This is a genomic window from Bradyrhizobium sp. AZCC 1719, assembly GCF_036924525.1.
GTDB lineage: Bacteria > Pseudomonadota > Alphaproteobacteria > Rhizobiales > Xanthobacteraceae > Bradyrhizobium.
Genome location: NZ_JAZHRU010000001.1, coordinates 4,580,926 through 4,598,411, shown reverse-complemented (window position 1 = coordinate 4,598,411; position 17,486 = coordinate 4,580,926). Strand labels below are relative to the sequence as shown.

General features: G+C 63.8%; 1 protein-coding gene (running past one end of the window). It reads right to left on the bottom strand.

The annotated features are described in order from the left end of the window. Positions 1-17,486, bottom strand: the 5' portion of a protein-coding gene (locus V1292_RS21580; protein ID WP_334374685.1) for a tandem-95 repeat protein. It extends 14,425 nt beyond the left edge of the window; 17,486 of the gene's 31,911 nt are visible here — the first part of the coding sequence; its start codon is at positions 17,484-17,486; its stop codon lies beyond the left edge, outside the window.

Below are 17,486 nucleotides of genomic sequence, written 5' to 3'. Positions count from 1 at the left end.
GCGAAAGTGACGCGCGAGACGCCCATGCCCGGCGCAGCAGGCGAGCCGAGATCGACGCGGTCGCCGGTGCCGACGATCTCGAGGACGAGATTCGTGGCCCCGCGCACGGCGCGCACCTCGGTCGCCAGGATGCCGGCGGCAAAGCTGAGCGTGTTGGTCCCGGTGTCGAGGATGGTGTCCTGACCGTCGCCGCGGGCGAACACATAGGTATCGTCGCCGGCCCCACCCTTGAGGACGTCATTGCCGGTGCCGCCGATCAGTGTGTCGGCGCCTCCGCCGCCCTGCAGAACGTCGTTGCCGGCCAGGCCGTCAAGAGTGATGAGATCGTTTTCAAAGGTGACGGGAACGGCGAGCGTGTCGTCACCGGCCGATCCCGGCAAGGATCGTGTCAGCACCTCGCTCCAGTTCCACGTGCTGCCATCGGCGAAGGCCACCGTCTCGATGGCGCTGGTGCCGTCGAGCGCGCCGGTCAACCGGACGCGACCGCCGTCATTGGCGATCCGCAATTCGATATCGCGACCGACCTGCACGATACTGACATCGCCGGCGACGATTCCGGGGACGAACTCGATACGGTCGTTGCCGCCGAGATCGACGATGATGTCACGCCCGTCGCCGCGCGCGAAGTGGTAGATGTCGGTGCCGGTGCCGCCGGAGAGCCGATCATCGCCCTCTCCGCCTTCGAACACGTCGGTATCGGAAGCGAAACTGCCGTCGCCGAACCCGATGACGACGTCGTCACCGGTGCCGCCCGACATGATGTCGCTACCGCCGCCGCCGATGATATGGTCGGCGCCCTCCTGACCGGCGATCAGGTCATCGCCGAGACCGCCATCGATCAGGTCGTTGTCGGCGCCGCCGGCGAGCCGGTCATTGCCGGCGAAGCCATGGATGGTGTCGTTACCGCCATTGCCGAAGATGCGGTCATTGAGCGCGCTGCCGCTCAGGACATGGCCGCTGTCGTCGTCGTTGATGTTAATCGAATTGTCGATAGCGATCGGAACGCCGTCGAAATTCGCCGGTGTGAGCGTGGTGGCGTCGATGCCGAGCAGGCGCAGCAGCACCTGGTCGGGCCCCGACGTCGCGCGCATCATGACGACCGTGTCGCTTCCCGATTGCGCCAGCCAGATACCGCCGCCCTCGAAGGGATTCGGATTGCTGGACAACAGGCGGATCACGTCACCGCCGGCTCCAGCCTGGAAGTCGGTGATGATGTCAGCGACAACAGGCTCCGCGCCCGGCCGGACCGGAAGGAAGTAGTAGGTGTCGCGGCCGGCGCCGCCGGTCAGCGTGTCGATTGAGCTGTCGGCCGAAAGGTCGGCGAAATGATCGTTGCCGTCGGCACCCGAGAGGGTGTCGGCCCCGTCGCCACCCCTGAGATAATCGTCGCCATTGCCGCCGGTGAGCGTATCGTCGGTGGCGCCGCCGACCAGCCATTCGCCGCTGACGGCGACGTCGTCGACCAGACGCGTGCGGATGTCGGCGAGCGATAGCGTGATGCCGTCGACGGCAATGTCGAAAGAATCGACGAGGCCGCTGACGCCAGTCCCTAGACCGTTGCGGACGATGATGCGGTCGGTGCTTCCGGAGAAGCGGATGATGAGATCCTGCCCGAGCGCGCCGAAGCGGATCTGCGACAGGCTGTAGCCTTCGATCCGCAAGGTATCGGTCGCCTCGTCACCGTTCTCGGTGACGGTGTCGATGCCGTCGCCGGCCGCGAACACGTAGGTGTCGGCACCGGCGCCGCCGGTGAGCATATCGCCGCCAAGGCCGCCGACCAGGCGATCGACTCCAAGGCCGCCATCCAGCGCGTCGTTGCCGTCACCGCCGAGAAGGATGTCGGCGCCGCCGAGGCCGCTGAGACTGTCATTGCCGCCGCGGCCGTCGAGACGGTTCGCCTCGCTTGTTCCGATCGTGGTGTCGGCACCCTCCCCGCCGATGAAGGACTGGTTCCTGAGTTCAGTCACCGTCCAGACGGTGCCATCAGCGAAAGCGACGCTCTCGATGACGTTATCCGCTGTCCAGAGGACATCGGTGAGCTTGAGCTCCTCCCCGGTGTCGCGAATCCGCAGCACGAGGCTCCGTGCGTCGATCGCGATGACCTTGACGTCGTCGGGCGCGACGCCGGCGCCGATCTCGATGCGGTCGACCCCGCCGTAGTCGGTGAGCGTGTCGTTGCCGTCGCCGCGACCCCAGCGATAGACGTCGTCGCCGTACCTGCCCAAAAGCGTGTCGTTGCCGGTTCCACCGACCAGGATATCGGCGGCGTCCGACCCGGTCAGGACGTCGTCGTCGGCTTCGCCGAGCAGCGTGTCGGTCCCGCCGGAGGCGAACAGGCTGTCGTTGCCTGCGCCGCCCGCCAGCGTTTCGCTTTCGCTCGTCCCGAGGATGATGTCGGAGCCCGAGGTCGGCGTCTTCCATCGCGCCGCGATGTCGGCAAAATTCCAGACGGTGCCGTTGGCGAAGCTGAAGCTCTCGATCGCGCTGCCGTCGGTCGCCGATCCGTAGTTGATGGTGATGCGGTCGTCGCTGTTGCGGAAGGTGATCGCGAGCGTCGATGAATTGCCGATCAGCGCTACGGTGACGTCGGCCGGGTCGATTCCGGCGCCGAACTCGATCCGGTCGATGCCCGACGAATCGGTGATCGTGTCCTGACCATCGCCGGCTGCGAAACGATAGACGTCGTTGCCGGCCCCGCCGGCCAGATTGTCGCTGCCCTTGCCGCCGATCAGGATGTCAGTGCCGGCATCGCCGTTGATGGCGTCGTTGCCGCCATTGCCGTAGAGCGTGTCGTTGTTGTTGCCTCCGGAGATCGTGTCGTTGCCGGCACCGCCCCGGATCAGGTCGTTGCCGTCGAGGCCGGACAGGACGTCGTTGCCGACGACCGAACTCGCGACCGCCTCCGTGCGCGTGAGCTTCACATTGTCGAGCGAAGCGCCGGTTGAGTCCGCGTACCCGGTGCTGCGGAAGCCGAGTTGGTTGGTTCCAGCAATTGTCGTCACCAGGATGCTGGAATGCGTCATGGCGGTGTAGCTATTGCTGAAGCTTGCGACGACGACGCCGTTCCACAGCACCTCGAACGAGCCGTTCGCATCATATGTGCGGTTGGCATGGTCGAACTGGATGAGAAGGTTTTCGCCCTCGGCGAGGCCCGTGACGTCCTGCACGATGTGCAGGTTGCTGTTGCCGCCTCCGGTGCCGGTTCCGTCGAGATCGAGCCAATAATTGCCGTCGGTCGCGGCGATATTGTTGTAGCCGGAATTGATCTGTTCGAAGCCCTGCGTCGTGACCGGCTGGGTGCTGTTGACCCTGGTCCAGCCCGGCATGGTGGTCGCCGAGTAACCCCAGCTCTGCGGGCTGGCATCGGCGGCAAGTTGCTCGAAGCTTCCATTGACGAGAAGGTTGTCGCCGACCTGCCGCCATTGAACGGCCGTCTCGCTGTTGATTTCGTCCGGGCCGGCGGTGCCGGTCAGCGTGTCGCTGCCGGCGGTGCCGAGCATTTGCGCGCCGGCAGCGGAGCTGGTGATCGTGGGCTTGTCCGAATAGGCCAGGCGGGCCTCGAGGTCGGCCGCGGTCCAGACCGTGCCATCGGCAAACCGGACTTCCGAGATCACGGCATCGTGGCCGTTGCGCGAGATCCAGATCCGATCCTCGGTCCCGGCGAAAGACAGATAGAAGGTGCCCCAAAGATCGGATGAATCGCTCAGGACGCTCACCTGAGCCGGATTGATCGTCGCATCGAACTCGATGACATTAACATCGTAGGGAGAGTCGTAGATTCGATCTTCGCCGAAGCCGGCCGAGAAGCGGTAGGTGTCGTTGCCGCTATCACCATACAGCTGATCGCTGCCCGCCCCTCCAGTCAGGATATCGTTACCGTAGGAGCCGGAAAGGCTGTCGTTACCACCGCGCCCTTCGATGACGTCATTGCCGTCCGCGCCGTACATCGAGTCGTTGGTCGCGCCGCCGATCATCGGCGCGCCTTGATCGCCGGGCAGATATGGGTGTTCGATCAGGCTCCAGCGCTCCCTGATGTCGTCGGAATTCCATACCGTGCCGTCGGCAAAGCGAATGTCGTAGTCGCTGTCGTCGAAGCCGCCATTCAGCGTGATGCGGTCTTCGGTCCCCGCTACGCGCAAGATCACGACCTGCTGGGGAAAATCGCCGCCGGTACGCTCGTGCTCGATGATGATGTCGCCGGACGAAATCGTCGCGTCGAAGACGATGTGGTTGACCTCTCCCCTCTCGTAGATCAAATCCTGGCCGAAGCCGGCCGAAAAGCGGTAGGTGTCCGCCCCAAAGTCGCCCGCCAGCACGTCGTCGCCGGTTCCTCCATCCAATATGTCATCGGCCTGGGAGCCATTGAGGAGATCGTGGCCGGCATAGCCCACGATCAGGGAACCCACACCGTAATTGGCCGACAGCCGATCCCAGCCGCTGGTTCCCAGGATCTCCGAACCCTGGTCGCCATAGAGCTCGACGCCCAGCCATGACTGAGCGCGTGACAGGATGTCGTCGTAGGTCCAGATGGTGCCGTCGTCGAAATGTATCTCGTCGAGTTCACCGATCGAGCCCATGAAGAGCTGGTCTGTGCTGCCGTCGATGGTGAGCAGCACACCCCAGGATATATCGGGTCCCTGAAGGGTCAGGTGAACGTCCGCCGCGGCAATCGTCGCGTCGAACTCGACGATGTCGCTGCCGCCGCCTTCCCAATACGACGCGAAAACGCGATCCGAGCCGAAACCGGCCGAGAAGCGATAGGTGTCATCGCCCAGGTTTCCGGTCATCAGGTCGTTGCCGGCCCCGCCGATCAGGATGTCATTCCCGGCTCCGGCATAAATTGAGTCGTTGCCGGCCGCACCGACGATGATTTCGTTTCCATCACCGCCCTCGATGTTGTCGTCGAAGGCGCTCCCGTTGAGCGTCTGATCGGTCCCGTCACCCTCGATCGCGCTGCCCGGCAGTTCGACGGCGTTGGCAACCAGCTGGTCGCGCATCCAGATCGTCCCGTCGTCGAAACGGACTTCATCGATGCCGGACGCTTCGTCGTCATAGGCGCCGTAGATGATGATGGAGTCGCCGTTTACGACCGACTTCAGGATCAGATCATGGCTGTCGTGCGAGAAATAGACGGCGATGTCGGCGGCCGCGATTGTCGAATCGAAAACGATCGCATTCGCCGAGCCTTCTTCTCGGATATCATTGATCTCGTCTTTGCCGAAACCAGCGGAGAAGCGATAGGTATCCGAGCCATCGCCGCCCGAGAGGTAATCAGCGCCTGCACCGCCGTCCAGAATGTCGTCGCCGTCCCCGGCCGATAGGCCGTCGTCTCCCGCGCCGCCGACAAGGGTATCTTCGCCGCCGCCCCCATTGAGATTGTCGGCGGTCGCCGTGCCGATCAGCGTATCGTCAGCAACAGCGCCTACCATGGTGATTCCAGGCGTCGGCACCGCGGCGTTGACGATGTCGGCCATCGTCCAGATCGTTCCGTCCGCAAAGCGGATTCCGGCGATGTCCTGGTAATGCTCCTCGCCGAGTGCGTAGGAGATTTCGATGACGTCTTCGGTGCCCCTCACCCGAATGAGCAGGGTGCTTGTGAGGTCGCCCTCCCAACCATAGGGGCGCTGCAGCTCGATATCGGCCGGAGTCAGGCTGGAATCGAACTCGATCCAGTCGAGCCCGATTTCACCGGGGTAGATGACGTCATGGCCGAAGCCCGCCGAGAAACGATAGACATCGGCACCTTCGTCGCCCGACAAATGGTCGTTGCCGGTTCCGCCGATCAGGATGTCGTCTTCACTGCCGCCATAGAGAGTGTCGTTGCCGGCGCCACCGCTCAGGGTGTCGTCGTTGCCACGGCCATCGAGCCGGTCGTCTTTTGCTGTGCCGGTGAGGGTGTCCGCGACTGTTGCATTCGACGCGTACACATAGCGGTCATTGTCCCCATAGCCGACCGCTCGCTCGAACATCTGCTGCCGATTGAGCACGGTGCCGTCGGCAAAGCGGATTTGCTCGATCGCATCGAGATCGCTGATCGAGATCCGGTCGTCGCTGCCGGCGAAGCGCAGCCGCGCCTCCCCGAAGTCGAAGTTGCCGTTGCCGTAGTCCCAGACAGACGCCTCCAGCACGAAATCGTCGATCGAGAACGAGGAATCGAACTCGATGATGTTGTTGGTACCGTTCCAAGTGTAGTCTTGGATGACATCCTGGCCGAAACCGGCCGAGAAGCGATAGGTGTCCGCGCCTGCGTTGCCCGTCAGTGTGTCGTTGCCTGTGCCGCCGATCAGGATGTCGGCATAGGCGCTGCCGTTGAGATTGTCGTAGCCGCCGCGCCCGTCCAGCGTGACGCCGACCGAATAGGCGGACGCATCGAGGAATTCGGCTGCATCTTCGCCGACAATACCATTGCCCGTCGCCACGCCAATTGCGGTCAGTCCGTTCAGGTCGTTGGCAGCGATCAGCGCCTGCATTTCGGCGTAGCTGAGCGTACTGCCATCCGCGAAACGCAGTTGCTCGATCCGGGTCCAGTCGGCGGTGATGCCTCGCTGGATCGTGATCCTGTCGTCAGTGCCCAGGATCGCGATGATGAAGTCTTCGCCGTTGTTGCTTTTCGTCACCTGCAGATCGGAGGCCGCGATGCCGGCGCCGAACTGGATCGTGTCAGTGCCGTAGTTCCAATCGCTGATGATGTCCTGACCGTCACCGCGATTGAACACATAGGTGTCGTCGCCGCCACCGCCGCGAAGCCAGTCGTTGCCCGTCCCGCCGATCAGGGTATCGTTGCCATTGCGGGCATCCAGTATCGTATCGTTGCCGGCCCCGCCCGACAGCGTGTTGGCAAACTCGTCGCCGGCGAGCGTGTCGTCGCCGGTGGTCGGCGCCAGCGATCGTTCAAGCATTTGCGCGTAGCTGAGCGTGCTGCCGTCGGCAAACAGTAGTTGCTCGATCCGGGTCCAGTCGGCGTTGAGGGCCCGCTGGATCGTGATCCTGTCGTCGGTCCCCGCGATCGCGATGATGAGATCTTCGCCGTTGTTGCCTTGCGTCACCACCAGATCGGCGGCCGTGATGCCTGCGCCGAACTGGATCGTGTCGGTGCCGTAGTTCCAATCGCTGATGATGTCCCGGCCATCACCGCGATTGAACACATAGGTGTCGTCGCCGCCACCGCCGCGAAGCCAGTCGTTGCCCGTCCCGCCGATCAGGGTATCGTTGCCATTGCGGGCATCCAGTATCGTATCGTTGCCGGCCCCGCCCGACAGCGTGTTGGCAAACTCGTCGCCGGCGAGCGTGTCGTCGCCGGTGGTCGGCGCCAGCGATCGTTCAAGCATTTGCGCGTAGCTGAGCGTGCTGCCGTCGGCGAACAGTAGTTGCTCGATCCGGGTCCAGTCGGCGTTGAGGGCCCGCTGGATCGTGATCCTGTCGTCGGTCCCCGCGATCGCGATGATGAGATCTTCGCCGTTGTTGCCTTGCGTCACCACCAGATCGGCGGCCGTGATGCCGGTACCGAACTGGATCGTGTCGGTGCCGTAGTTCCAATCGCTGATGATGTCCTGGCCATCACCCCGGTTGAACACATAGGTGTCGTTACCACCGCCGCCGCGCAGCCAGTCGTTGCCGGTCCCGCCGATCAGGGTATCGTTGCCATTGCGGGCGTCGACGATCGTATCGTTGCCGGCTCCACCCGACAGCGTGTTGGCAACGTCGTCCCCATGGAATGTGTCGTCGCCCCAGCCGCCCTGAACAAGGCCAGCACCATTGGCGCTCAGGGTCTGGTTGACGACAACCGTAAAGGGTGCGCCGCCGAGATTGACGCCGGTCAGGCTGGCGGGCGAGACGCCGGCCAGACGCAGCAGCAGCCGCGCATCGGCAAAGCGCTGCGTTCCCTGCTCGGCAAAGTAGATCAGCGTGTCGGAGCCGTCGGCGCGTGCCAGCAGCGTTCCGGGCAGCCCGTTGGCAATCGCGATGCTTAACGTATCGCCGGAATCGCCGGTCTTGAAATTGGTGATGACGTCGACGCCCTCGCCCCAGCGCGAGAGCGGCACGAAGACATTATAGGTGTTCCGTTCGGCCGCGCCGGCGAGCTCACGCGTGAACAGGCCGGAGCCGATATGCTCGATCGTCCCGACCGTCGCCGGATCGGCACCCGCAGCCTCGCGGGTGGCGACCGAAACGATCTCGACCCGCTGGTCGTTGCTGGCTCCGCCCGTCGCGCCGCCGAAGCCGTACCAGACGGTGGTATCGCCGCCGAACAGGGTGCCGACGACATCGTAGGACTTGGTGCCAATCTGCGTCCCGTCGACGCTGTAGGTGAGGGTCTTGGTCGCCGCGTCCCAGGCGATGACGACGTCGTGCCAGGCGGCATCCTCCAGCTGGGCGAAGTCGTGGCGCGTGTCGAAATTCTCATCGCCGGTTTGGCCGTTGACGACGAACCGGCTGAAATCCGGGGTCTGCCCCCAGGTGTCGAACATGATCCCGAACGAGCCTGAGACCAGCGCGCCCATCCCGTTGGCGCCGGAGCCCGTGACTGCACCGGCACTGTTGTTCTGAAGCGCGAAGGAGAGTCCGTCGGCGCCGCTCTCGTTGGCGCCAAAGAACATCTTCGTCGTCCAGACGACGCTCTTCGAAAGATCGATGGTGCCCCAGACCGCGCCGGCCCTGTTGCCGGCGTCTGGTGTCAGCTGATAGGTGCCGTTACCCAACGCGGCGGCCGAGCCGACCACCGCGAGGCCGCCGACCGGCTGCGCGACGCTTTCATAGCGCGCAAGGCCGATCGTCGAGGATGCCGACGTCCCGCCGCCGCCGGATCCCGGATTGGCATCCGCGAAGATCGGATCGGCGAAGGGATCGGTCGAGGGGCTGGTGGGATGCAGCACGCGCTCGGCCGCGTCCGGCGCCAGCGCGCGCGCCAGCAGAGCTGCCACGTTCCATTGCGTGCCGTCGTTGAAGCGCACCACATCGATCTGCGGCGCACTCGCCGTTGCCTGGCCAACAATCGTCAGCCGGTCGTCGCTGCCGACCAGGCGCAGCACGATATCGTCACCGTCGCGGATGACGACGACATCGGCTGGTGCAATGCCGCTCGCGATGCGCAACGTGTCGTTGGACCCTGTCCAGTTCGCGCCTTCGCGGATGGTGTCGTGGCCATAGCCGCGCCCGAAATGATAGGTCGTGTCGCCGATGCCGCCGGCGAGCACATCGTCGCCCGCGCCGCCGTCGAGGGTGGCGGTGATATCGATCTGCGAACCGAAATCGATCGTATCGGCGCCGGTCCCGGTCGAGGCGGCCGCGTGCGAATAGATATCGGCGAGCTGCCAGACCGTGCCATCGGCGAATTCGAACTGCTCGACGCCGTAGTCGGTTGAGGCGGTGCCCCCGCGGAACAAATCCTTCAGCGTGAGACGGTCGTCGCTTCCGGCAATGCCGATCACGAGGTCGTTCGGACCGACCGACAGGATGCGGATGTCGCTCGGAAGGATGCCGGCTGCAAAATGCACCTTGTCGACCTTGGACGCATCCGTGATCTCGACGTCGGAGATCGTGTCCTGCCCGTCGCCGCGCCCGAAATAATAGATGTCGGCGCCACTGCCGCCTTCCAGCAGATCGTCGCCCTTGCCTCCGGTAATGACATCGGCCCCTCGGCCGCCCTCTATGCGGTCGTTGCCGAGGCCACCGAAGATTTCCGAGCCGATGCCGGGGGTAGCGATATCGGCGGGGACGATGACGTGGTCATCGCGATCGGTCGACCCGGTCGAGGCGGCAACCGCCCGATAGTTCAGGCTGCGGCCATCCGCAAAGACGAGCTTCGCCAGGACGGAATCAGTGTCGCCGGGCGGATCGACCAGCGTGATGCGGTCGTCGGTGCCGCGGATCGACAGCACGATGTTGCCGTCGGCATCACGGCTCGCGACGATGTCTTCCAGCGCAATGCCCGCGCCGAACACCAGCGTCCCCTTGCCGTCAGCCGAGCCGTTGCTCTCGATGCGATCCTGCCCGTCACCGCGTCCGAACCGGTAGATGTCGTCGCCGCCACCGCCGACCATGACGTCATCGCCGCCGCCGCCCGCGAAGGTCTCGTTGCGCGCGGAGCCGACGATGCGGTCATCCTGCCAGGTTCCGACCGCCGCCGCCATGTCGCGGAGTTGGTCGAGGGTGAACGTCGTGCCGTCGCTGAAACGCACGGTATCGACGCCGCTCCAGCCCGCGGTATAGCGCAGCACGATCTGGTCGGTGGAATCGGCGAAGGACAGCACGAGTTCGTTGCGCGCCGGATCGATCTGCGAGACGCGCAGTTCGTCGGGCCGGTAGCCGGTGATGCCGAGCGTGTCATTGCCGGAGTTGTCGTCAATGACGTCGCGGCCGTCGCCGCGCGTGAAGCTGTAGCTGTCGTTGCCCGCTCCACCGCTCAGCGCGTCGTCGCCGGTGCCGCCCGAAAGCGCATCCGCACGGCTGCTGCCGACGATGATGTCGTTTCCAGCGCTCGCCTGGCTGGCGATCGCCGCCTGCACCAACGCCGCCGCATCCCAGACAACGCCATTGGCGAATTCGATGTTGGGCAGGCTGCCGCTGCCAAGCGCACCCTTGATAACGAGCTGGCTCCCCGACGAGAAGGAGATGATCAGGTCGGTGGAATCGACCGCGGCGAGCCTGACGACCGCATCGTTCGAAGCATAGGCCTCGAGCACCACCGTGGCGCTGGTAACGCCGTTGGGCATCTCGACGCTGTCGATGCCTTCCAGCGCGCCGATGGCGACGCGCGAATTTTGGGCGAGGATGAGACGGTCATGCCCGGCGCCGGGATGCAGCGGGCTGTCTGTCGGCAATTCGCGCAGGTCGACCCGGTCCTGGCCGGCGTTCGACAATCCGTCGCGGATGATGCCGCGCACCTCTTCGATCGACAGCGTCGTCCCGTCGGCGAAGATGAAGCTCTCGACCGGCCTCGCGCTATAGCCGGAAAGGATGGCGAGCCGGTCGGTGCCGTTGCCGATCGTGATCAGCAGGTCGCCGTCAATGTTGCGGAACTGGACCAGTTCGGGCGTGATGCCCTCGCCGAACACGACCTTGTCGATTCCGCCTGTATCGTAAACGCTGTCGCTGCCGTCGCCGATGCCGAATTTGTAGGTGTCGTTGCCAAGCCCGCCTTCGAGCGCGTCCAGTCCGGCGCCGCCTGCGAGCGTATCGTTGCGGTTGTCGAACCCGATCAGGTGATCGTCGCCCGCAGTGCCGGTCAGCATGCGGTCGATGATGGCTTCGATCGACAGAATCCGCCCGTCGGCGAATTCGAACTGCTCCACCCGGGTGCCCGAGAGGCCGTTGACGATGGTCAGGACATCGAGGCCGCTGCCGAGATCGATGATCAGGTCGTTGCCGTTGCGGCGGACGATAATGTCCTCGAGATGCACGGAGGCGCCGAAAACCACGCGATCGATGACGCCGACCGCGTCCGGCTGCTCGATTATGCGATCGAAGCCGTAGCCGGCCGAGAACGCATAGGTGTCAGCCCGGTTGCCGCCGGTGAGCGAGTCGTCACCCTGGCGCCCGTCCAGCACGTTTTCCTGATCGAGCAGGCCGGTGATGGTGTTGTCGCCGCGGTTTCCGCCGGCAATCTGCAGCAGCTGCTCGACATCGGAGATCTTGATGGTGGAGCCGTCGAAGAAGCGGAACAGCTCGACGCCGTCCTCCGCATCGCGGAACTGGTTGCGGATGCGCAGCGTATCGGTGCGCCCCGTGATCGAGATCAGAAGGTCGTTGCCGTCCTTGGTGAAGACGACGTCGGCGCGGGTGATGCCGCCGCCGAACTGGACCACGTCGTCGACGGGCACCTGCACGCCGCGCCGGTCCGACCAGCTCGCACGCACGCGGCGGTCGATAATGACGTCCTCGCCGTAGCCGGCGTCGAACTTGTAGGTGTCGCCGCCATCGCCTCCGGTCAGCGTATCGTTGCCGGCGCGCCCGTCGAGGGTTTCAGCGAAATTCGAGCCGGTGATCGCGTCATCGCCGTTGGTCCCGACAAGGTCGATGTCCTCAGGGTTGACGTCGAGGAACGACACGGTGCGGTCGGTGAAGACGAGGTTCTCGACCGCGTAGGTCTGTCCGTCGTCGCGCACATACTGGTTCTCCAGCACGAAGCGCTGGCCGGTGGCGCGGACCGTGATGATCAGATCGAGCGCGGTGCGGGTGAAATCGACGTCGGTCGACGCGAGGCCGGCCAGGATAAGCTGGTCGTTGCCCGAGCTGTCGAGGATGGTGTCGTTGCCCTCCCCGATCGCGACACGGTAGACGTCGTTGCCGCCGAAGCCGATCAGGCGGTCGGCGCCGGCTCCGCCATCGATGGAATCCGACAGCTCTTCGTAGCCGTAGATGGTGTCGTTGCCGAGGGTCTTGGCGATGTCGATATAGTGCTGGGCCAGCTTGAAGCCGGTCCAGGTCGTACCGTCGCCGAAGACGATGTCCTCGATGATGTTGATGAAACCCAGGATCGGAACCGTGTCGAGGAAGTTCTGCAGCACGACTTCGTCGCTGGTGCCCTTGACACGCATGCGCAGCGTATCGCTCGCACCGTCGCGCAGGAAATCGAGGTCGGTCCAGCGGATCTCGTCGACGAATTTGAGCTTGTCGTGCTGCGGCGGATCGAACAGCCCGGGAATCGCGTTGTCGAGGATGACGTCGCGGCCGTAGTTTCGACCGTAGATATAGGTGTCGTCGCCTTCCTTGCCGGAGAGGAAGTCGTCTCCTGCGCCGCCATCAAGGGTGTTGGCGTTGATCATGCCGTAGATCGCGTCGTCGTTCGCGGTCTTGGCGTTCTGAAGCACCTTCTCGACGATCTGCGTGAAATCGAGGCTGGAGCCGTCATCGAAGGTGAAGCGCTCGATCAGGTTCGGCGCGACATAGTCGAGACCGTCGCTGCTGCCGAGCGCCTCGGAGAACAGGCCGATGCCCGTCTTGATGCCGGCGAACTGCCCGATAATCTCGAGCGTGTCGCCGGTCGCGACACCGTTATCGTCGAGGAAGACGATCTTGAGATTGCCGCTTTCGCCGTCGCGGATCAGCTTCAGATTCTCGGCGTTGATGCCGGCCTTGAAGCTGAGGACGTCGATGCCGGCCTTGACCGGCCCGAAGGAGAAGTTGCCGAGGTCGTCGATGACGTCCTGTCCGTCGCCGGCCTGGAAGACATAGATGTCTCCGCCGGCGCCACCGCTCATGTAGTCGTTGCCCTTGCCGCCCCAGAGGATGTCGGCCGAGCCCGAGCCGGTCAGGTTGTCGTTGAACTGTCCTGCGGCGCGCTCCCTGTCGAGCACTTCGACGGACATGCGGAAGCGGTCCCAGGCCACGCCGTCAGCAAAGACGATGGCGCTGACGCCCGAATCGACCCGGTTGCCGTTGGTCAGCAACTCGTTGCGCTCGCCGAGGAACTGGTCGGTCAGGCGGATGGTGTTGGTGCGGCCTCGGATCTGGAGGATCAGATCCTCGCCGTCGCGGATCGCCTTGACGTCGGTCGACAGCACGTCCGTGAAACGCAGCTGGTCGGCGTCGCCATGGTCCTTCTCGTCGATGAAATCATCGCCGGAATTACGGCCGACGAAGTAGAAGTCCGCGCCAAGCCCTCCGCGCAGCGTCTGGCTGCCCTCCGTCATGTAGAAATAGTCGGTGGAGTCGGTACCGTTGACGATCGTGTCACCGGCCGCGTGCGTGATGATGCGCTCGTCGCTGATCGACAGCGCATGCGCGACGCCGCGGATGTCGAGATCGACGCCGACGGTCTCGAAGGCCGGCAGCATCATCTGCATGATAAATGCCTGGTCGACGGCGAGCGTGCTGCCGGTGAGGTTGCCTTCACCCGAGGGACGATAATCCGGATAGACCTGAGCGAGGATCCCGTTCCACTCGGCGAGGTAATCGAACACGGCGTCGTCGGCGTTGCTGGCCGGCGCGCCGGCGAAGATCGCCTCGAACATCGGGGCGAGCTCGCGGTTCGTGGTCGGTTTGTAGCTGTCGGAGGCGATGTCGTACTTGACGCTCCGGAAGAAGTCCTTCAGCCCCCCCTGCATTGCGATACGGACCGCATAGCGGCGCGAGGTCGCGATATACTGCTCCATGACGGGCTGCAGCATGTCGATCATGGTCGCGATGCCGGAGACGTATTGCGCCGGGTCGGTCGAGAGGTTGGCGCTGCCGCCGGGACCGACGGCGTAGGCGATGTGGCCGGTCGCATTGTCGAGCTGCGCCGTCAGCATCTCCGGGCGGAAATCGATGCCGCCCAGCGAGGTCGCGAAATGGAACTGGGCCGGCGTCAGCATTTCGACGCGATAGGTAGAATCGTCGGTCGAGTTCACCTCGTCGAGCGAATCGAAGTCGATCGCATAATTGCGCAGGTTGAATTCGCGGCTGTCGCCGGTCTTCCATTCCAGCTCGATGGCGCGATCGAGATTGCGCGCCCAGACATAGAAGGTGCCGTCCTGGTCGGTAACCTTGACGGTGTAGTCGATGGCGATGCCGTCGGTGAAGCGAACGCCGATCTCCTCGACCGGAAGATTGGCATAGGGATTGAAACCGATCTGTTCGGTCCGCCATTCGGTGCCGGTCGGATGGGCGAGCGCGAGGATGTCGGCCTTGGTCGCGTAGCTGGTGGCGGAATCGGACGCCAGCTTCCAGCTGCCGTCGGCCTGCTTGATGCCGTAGTCGATGATGACAGCGCGCCCGTTCACGACGCCCATCAGATAGGGCGCCGGTTCGCGGTCGGTCGGCGCTTGCTCGCGGCTCGACGGCGACCATGTCTGTTCGAGGCGCCAGCCGGCGCCCGAGGCTGCCGCCTGCGCCAGCACGTCCTGCATCGTCGCGCGCGCAATCGCATTGCCTTGCGCGTCGAGCACCGGCGCGCCGGAGGCCAGCGTCCAGTAACCGCCCTGGGCGTCCTCGACATAGACGCCGCGGTCGAGCAGCACGGCCTTGCCATTGACATCCGTGCCGACCAGCACCGGCGTCAACTCGCGCGTCTGCTCCAGCGCCGCGCCCCAGGCGCCGAGCACGTCGCCGACCTGCGCCACCAGCGTGCGCAGTTTTGGCGTGGTCATGGCCGCGGCGGTGGACGTCACCAGTTCGCCAAGCGCGATGTCGTTCGCCATGGCGATGGCGAGGTTGGTTATCCGCCCGAAGCCCTTGACGTCCAGCGTCGAACTGGACTGCCAGTCGGCCCGGCCGGACTCGCCGGCGTATTTCGTGTCGGTATCGTTCGAGGCCAGAATGGCATCGTACATGCGCCTGACGGCGCCGCTTTCGAAGGTGACGTCGCCGAAGCCGGTGAGCCGGGCGCCTTGCGGGGTGCGAATGTCGATCGCGGTCGCGCCGAGATCGAGTGTGACGATGCCGAGCTGGTCGAGCGTCTTCAGCTCGCCGGCATCGGTCACGCCATCGCGGTCGTAGTCCTGCCAAACCCTAAGTTCGGACCACAGGATATCGGCGCGCGTAATCTTGCCGTCGCCATTGGAATCGAGCGCCGAGAGCTGGGCAAAGCCGGACTGGCCGACCCCGCCGAACATTTCCGAGATGTTGTCGATCCCGCCATTGCCGTTGACGTCGCGGACCAGGAAGCCGTCATCGCCCTTCAGCCAGCCGGTGCGCTCGGCAAACAGATCGCCGTCGATGTCGAAATAGACCTGGCTGATCCCGAGCTCGGTCGTCTCGATGCCATCGCCATCGAGATCGATCACCAGCGGATCGGTGCCGTCGGCCCACTTCATGCCCTTGGCAAATCGCGTCGCAGCCGCAGCCAGCGTCACCGCCTGATCGATGAGCACGTTGCCGCCATACTCCGCGGCGATCGCAATGCCGTATACCCCGAGGAGCGGTTCGAGCATCGTCATGAGATTGGCAATCGGATTGACCGCCTTGAACACCATGCCGAAGTCGCCTTGGCCGGTGAGCTCCGCCTGGTGGAATCCGATATAGCTGCCGACGAGGTCGAAGTTCTCTACCTTCATCCAGCCCTTCAGGATGCCTTGCGCGTCCAGGGCCTGCTGCGCCTTGTAGGCGTCGCTCGCGGTGCCGCCGAACACCGCCGTGAAGAGCTGATCGAACTGGTTGGTGACGAACATGTCCAGCCCGCCATTGGCGTTGGGCCGGAACACATAGGTCATCCACGGGAACAAATGGTCGAAATAGACCGAACGCGCCGGGTCGTATTTGCCGTTCTCGTCCAGCGAACTGTAGAAATTGGCCATGCCAACGGCAGCACCAACGCCACCGAACGCCAGGAGACCGGCAATGCCGCCCTCGGCATTGCCGCCGGTGAGACTCAGTCCATAGAACTTGAGGACGTCATGGTGCTGGGCATCCTTGATGACGACGTTGGGCGAATACCAGAAATTGTCGCTGTTTGCTGCCGTGTCTTCGACTTGGGTCGGAACTGTCTTGGGCGTACCGTCAGGATTGAGGATGGGATTCCCCTGGGCATCGAGAAGAGGCTTTTCGTAGGAGCCACTGATGGTGTCGCCATAGACGATGCCGCCGTTCGAGTAGTTGAAGATCCAGTCGCGACCGAGGCCACCAGCAGTGATCGCTCGTTCGCCGCCGCCCACGACGACCCAGTCGCTTCCCTCGCCACCATCAAGGACCAACTGCAGATCTTGTGTTGCGATCGGCTTTTCTACCTTGCCGCGCAACTCCTCAGGGATGTGAGGTTGACTAACTCCCTCTCGATCTTCCTTGTTGATGTATTGTCCAGCGCGAACAAAAACCGGGTTTCTGCCGACCAGTATATCGTTTCCGCTACCGCCCCGCGCGGTACCGGAAGAATCGATCATGTAGATCTCATCATTCCCTGCACGGCCATCGATATAGGCATTATTCTTGCCGTAATACCGATCCTTTCCGTCTCCGCCCTCGAGACGTCCTGGAAGTGAAATATCGAAAGTGTCAGCCAGATATTTGTTTTGCAGAACCCCGTCGAAATTCGGGATCGCAAAATCTTTGGCAAACGCGACCGTGATCACCTTTTGCATCAACGCGATGGCTTGTGCAGCGCTCGCGAGCCCGCGTTCGATGGTATCGCCTATCTTGGGAATGATGTCGGCGAGATCCGCGCTGATCTTGCCGATCAACTCCGCGCCATTCGTTATCGCATCGTAAAGGCCATACGCCGCCCAACCTGCAGCAACGAGCGCTGCAGCGATTGGCGCCGCCGTCGCGCTCACGGCGCCGACGACCGCGGCGGTGGCCGCTATGGAGCCGGTGACGATGATCGCACTGATTACAGCTGCAGCGCCATATTGAGCAATCGTGTTTCCGAGATCGCTCCAATCGCCCGTCTTAAACCCCTTCTTGATGGGCTCGTACGCCATGTTGAGGAATTCGACGATGTCCCCGATGACGTTTCCGCCAAGCCCAAGGAGCATCGCGTGGACGGACTTACCCATCGCACCGATGGTCGATTCGCCCAGTGCGCTCAGGCGATCAGCGAAACCATCCGCGTAACGTCCAATTTTGTCGAACAA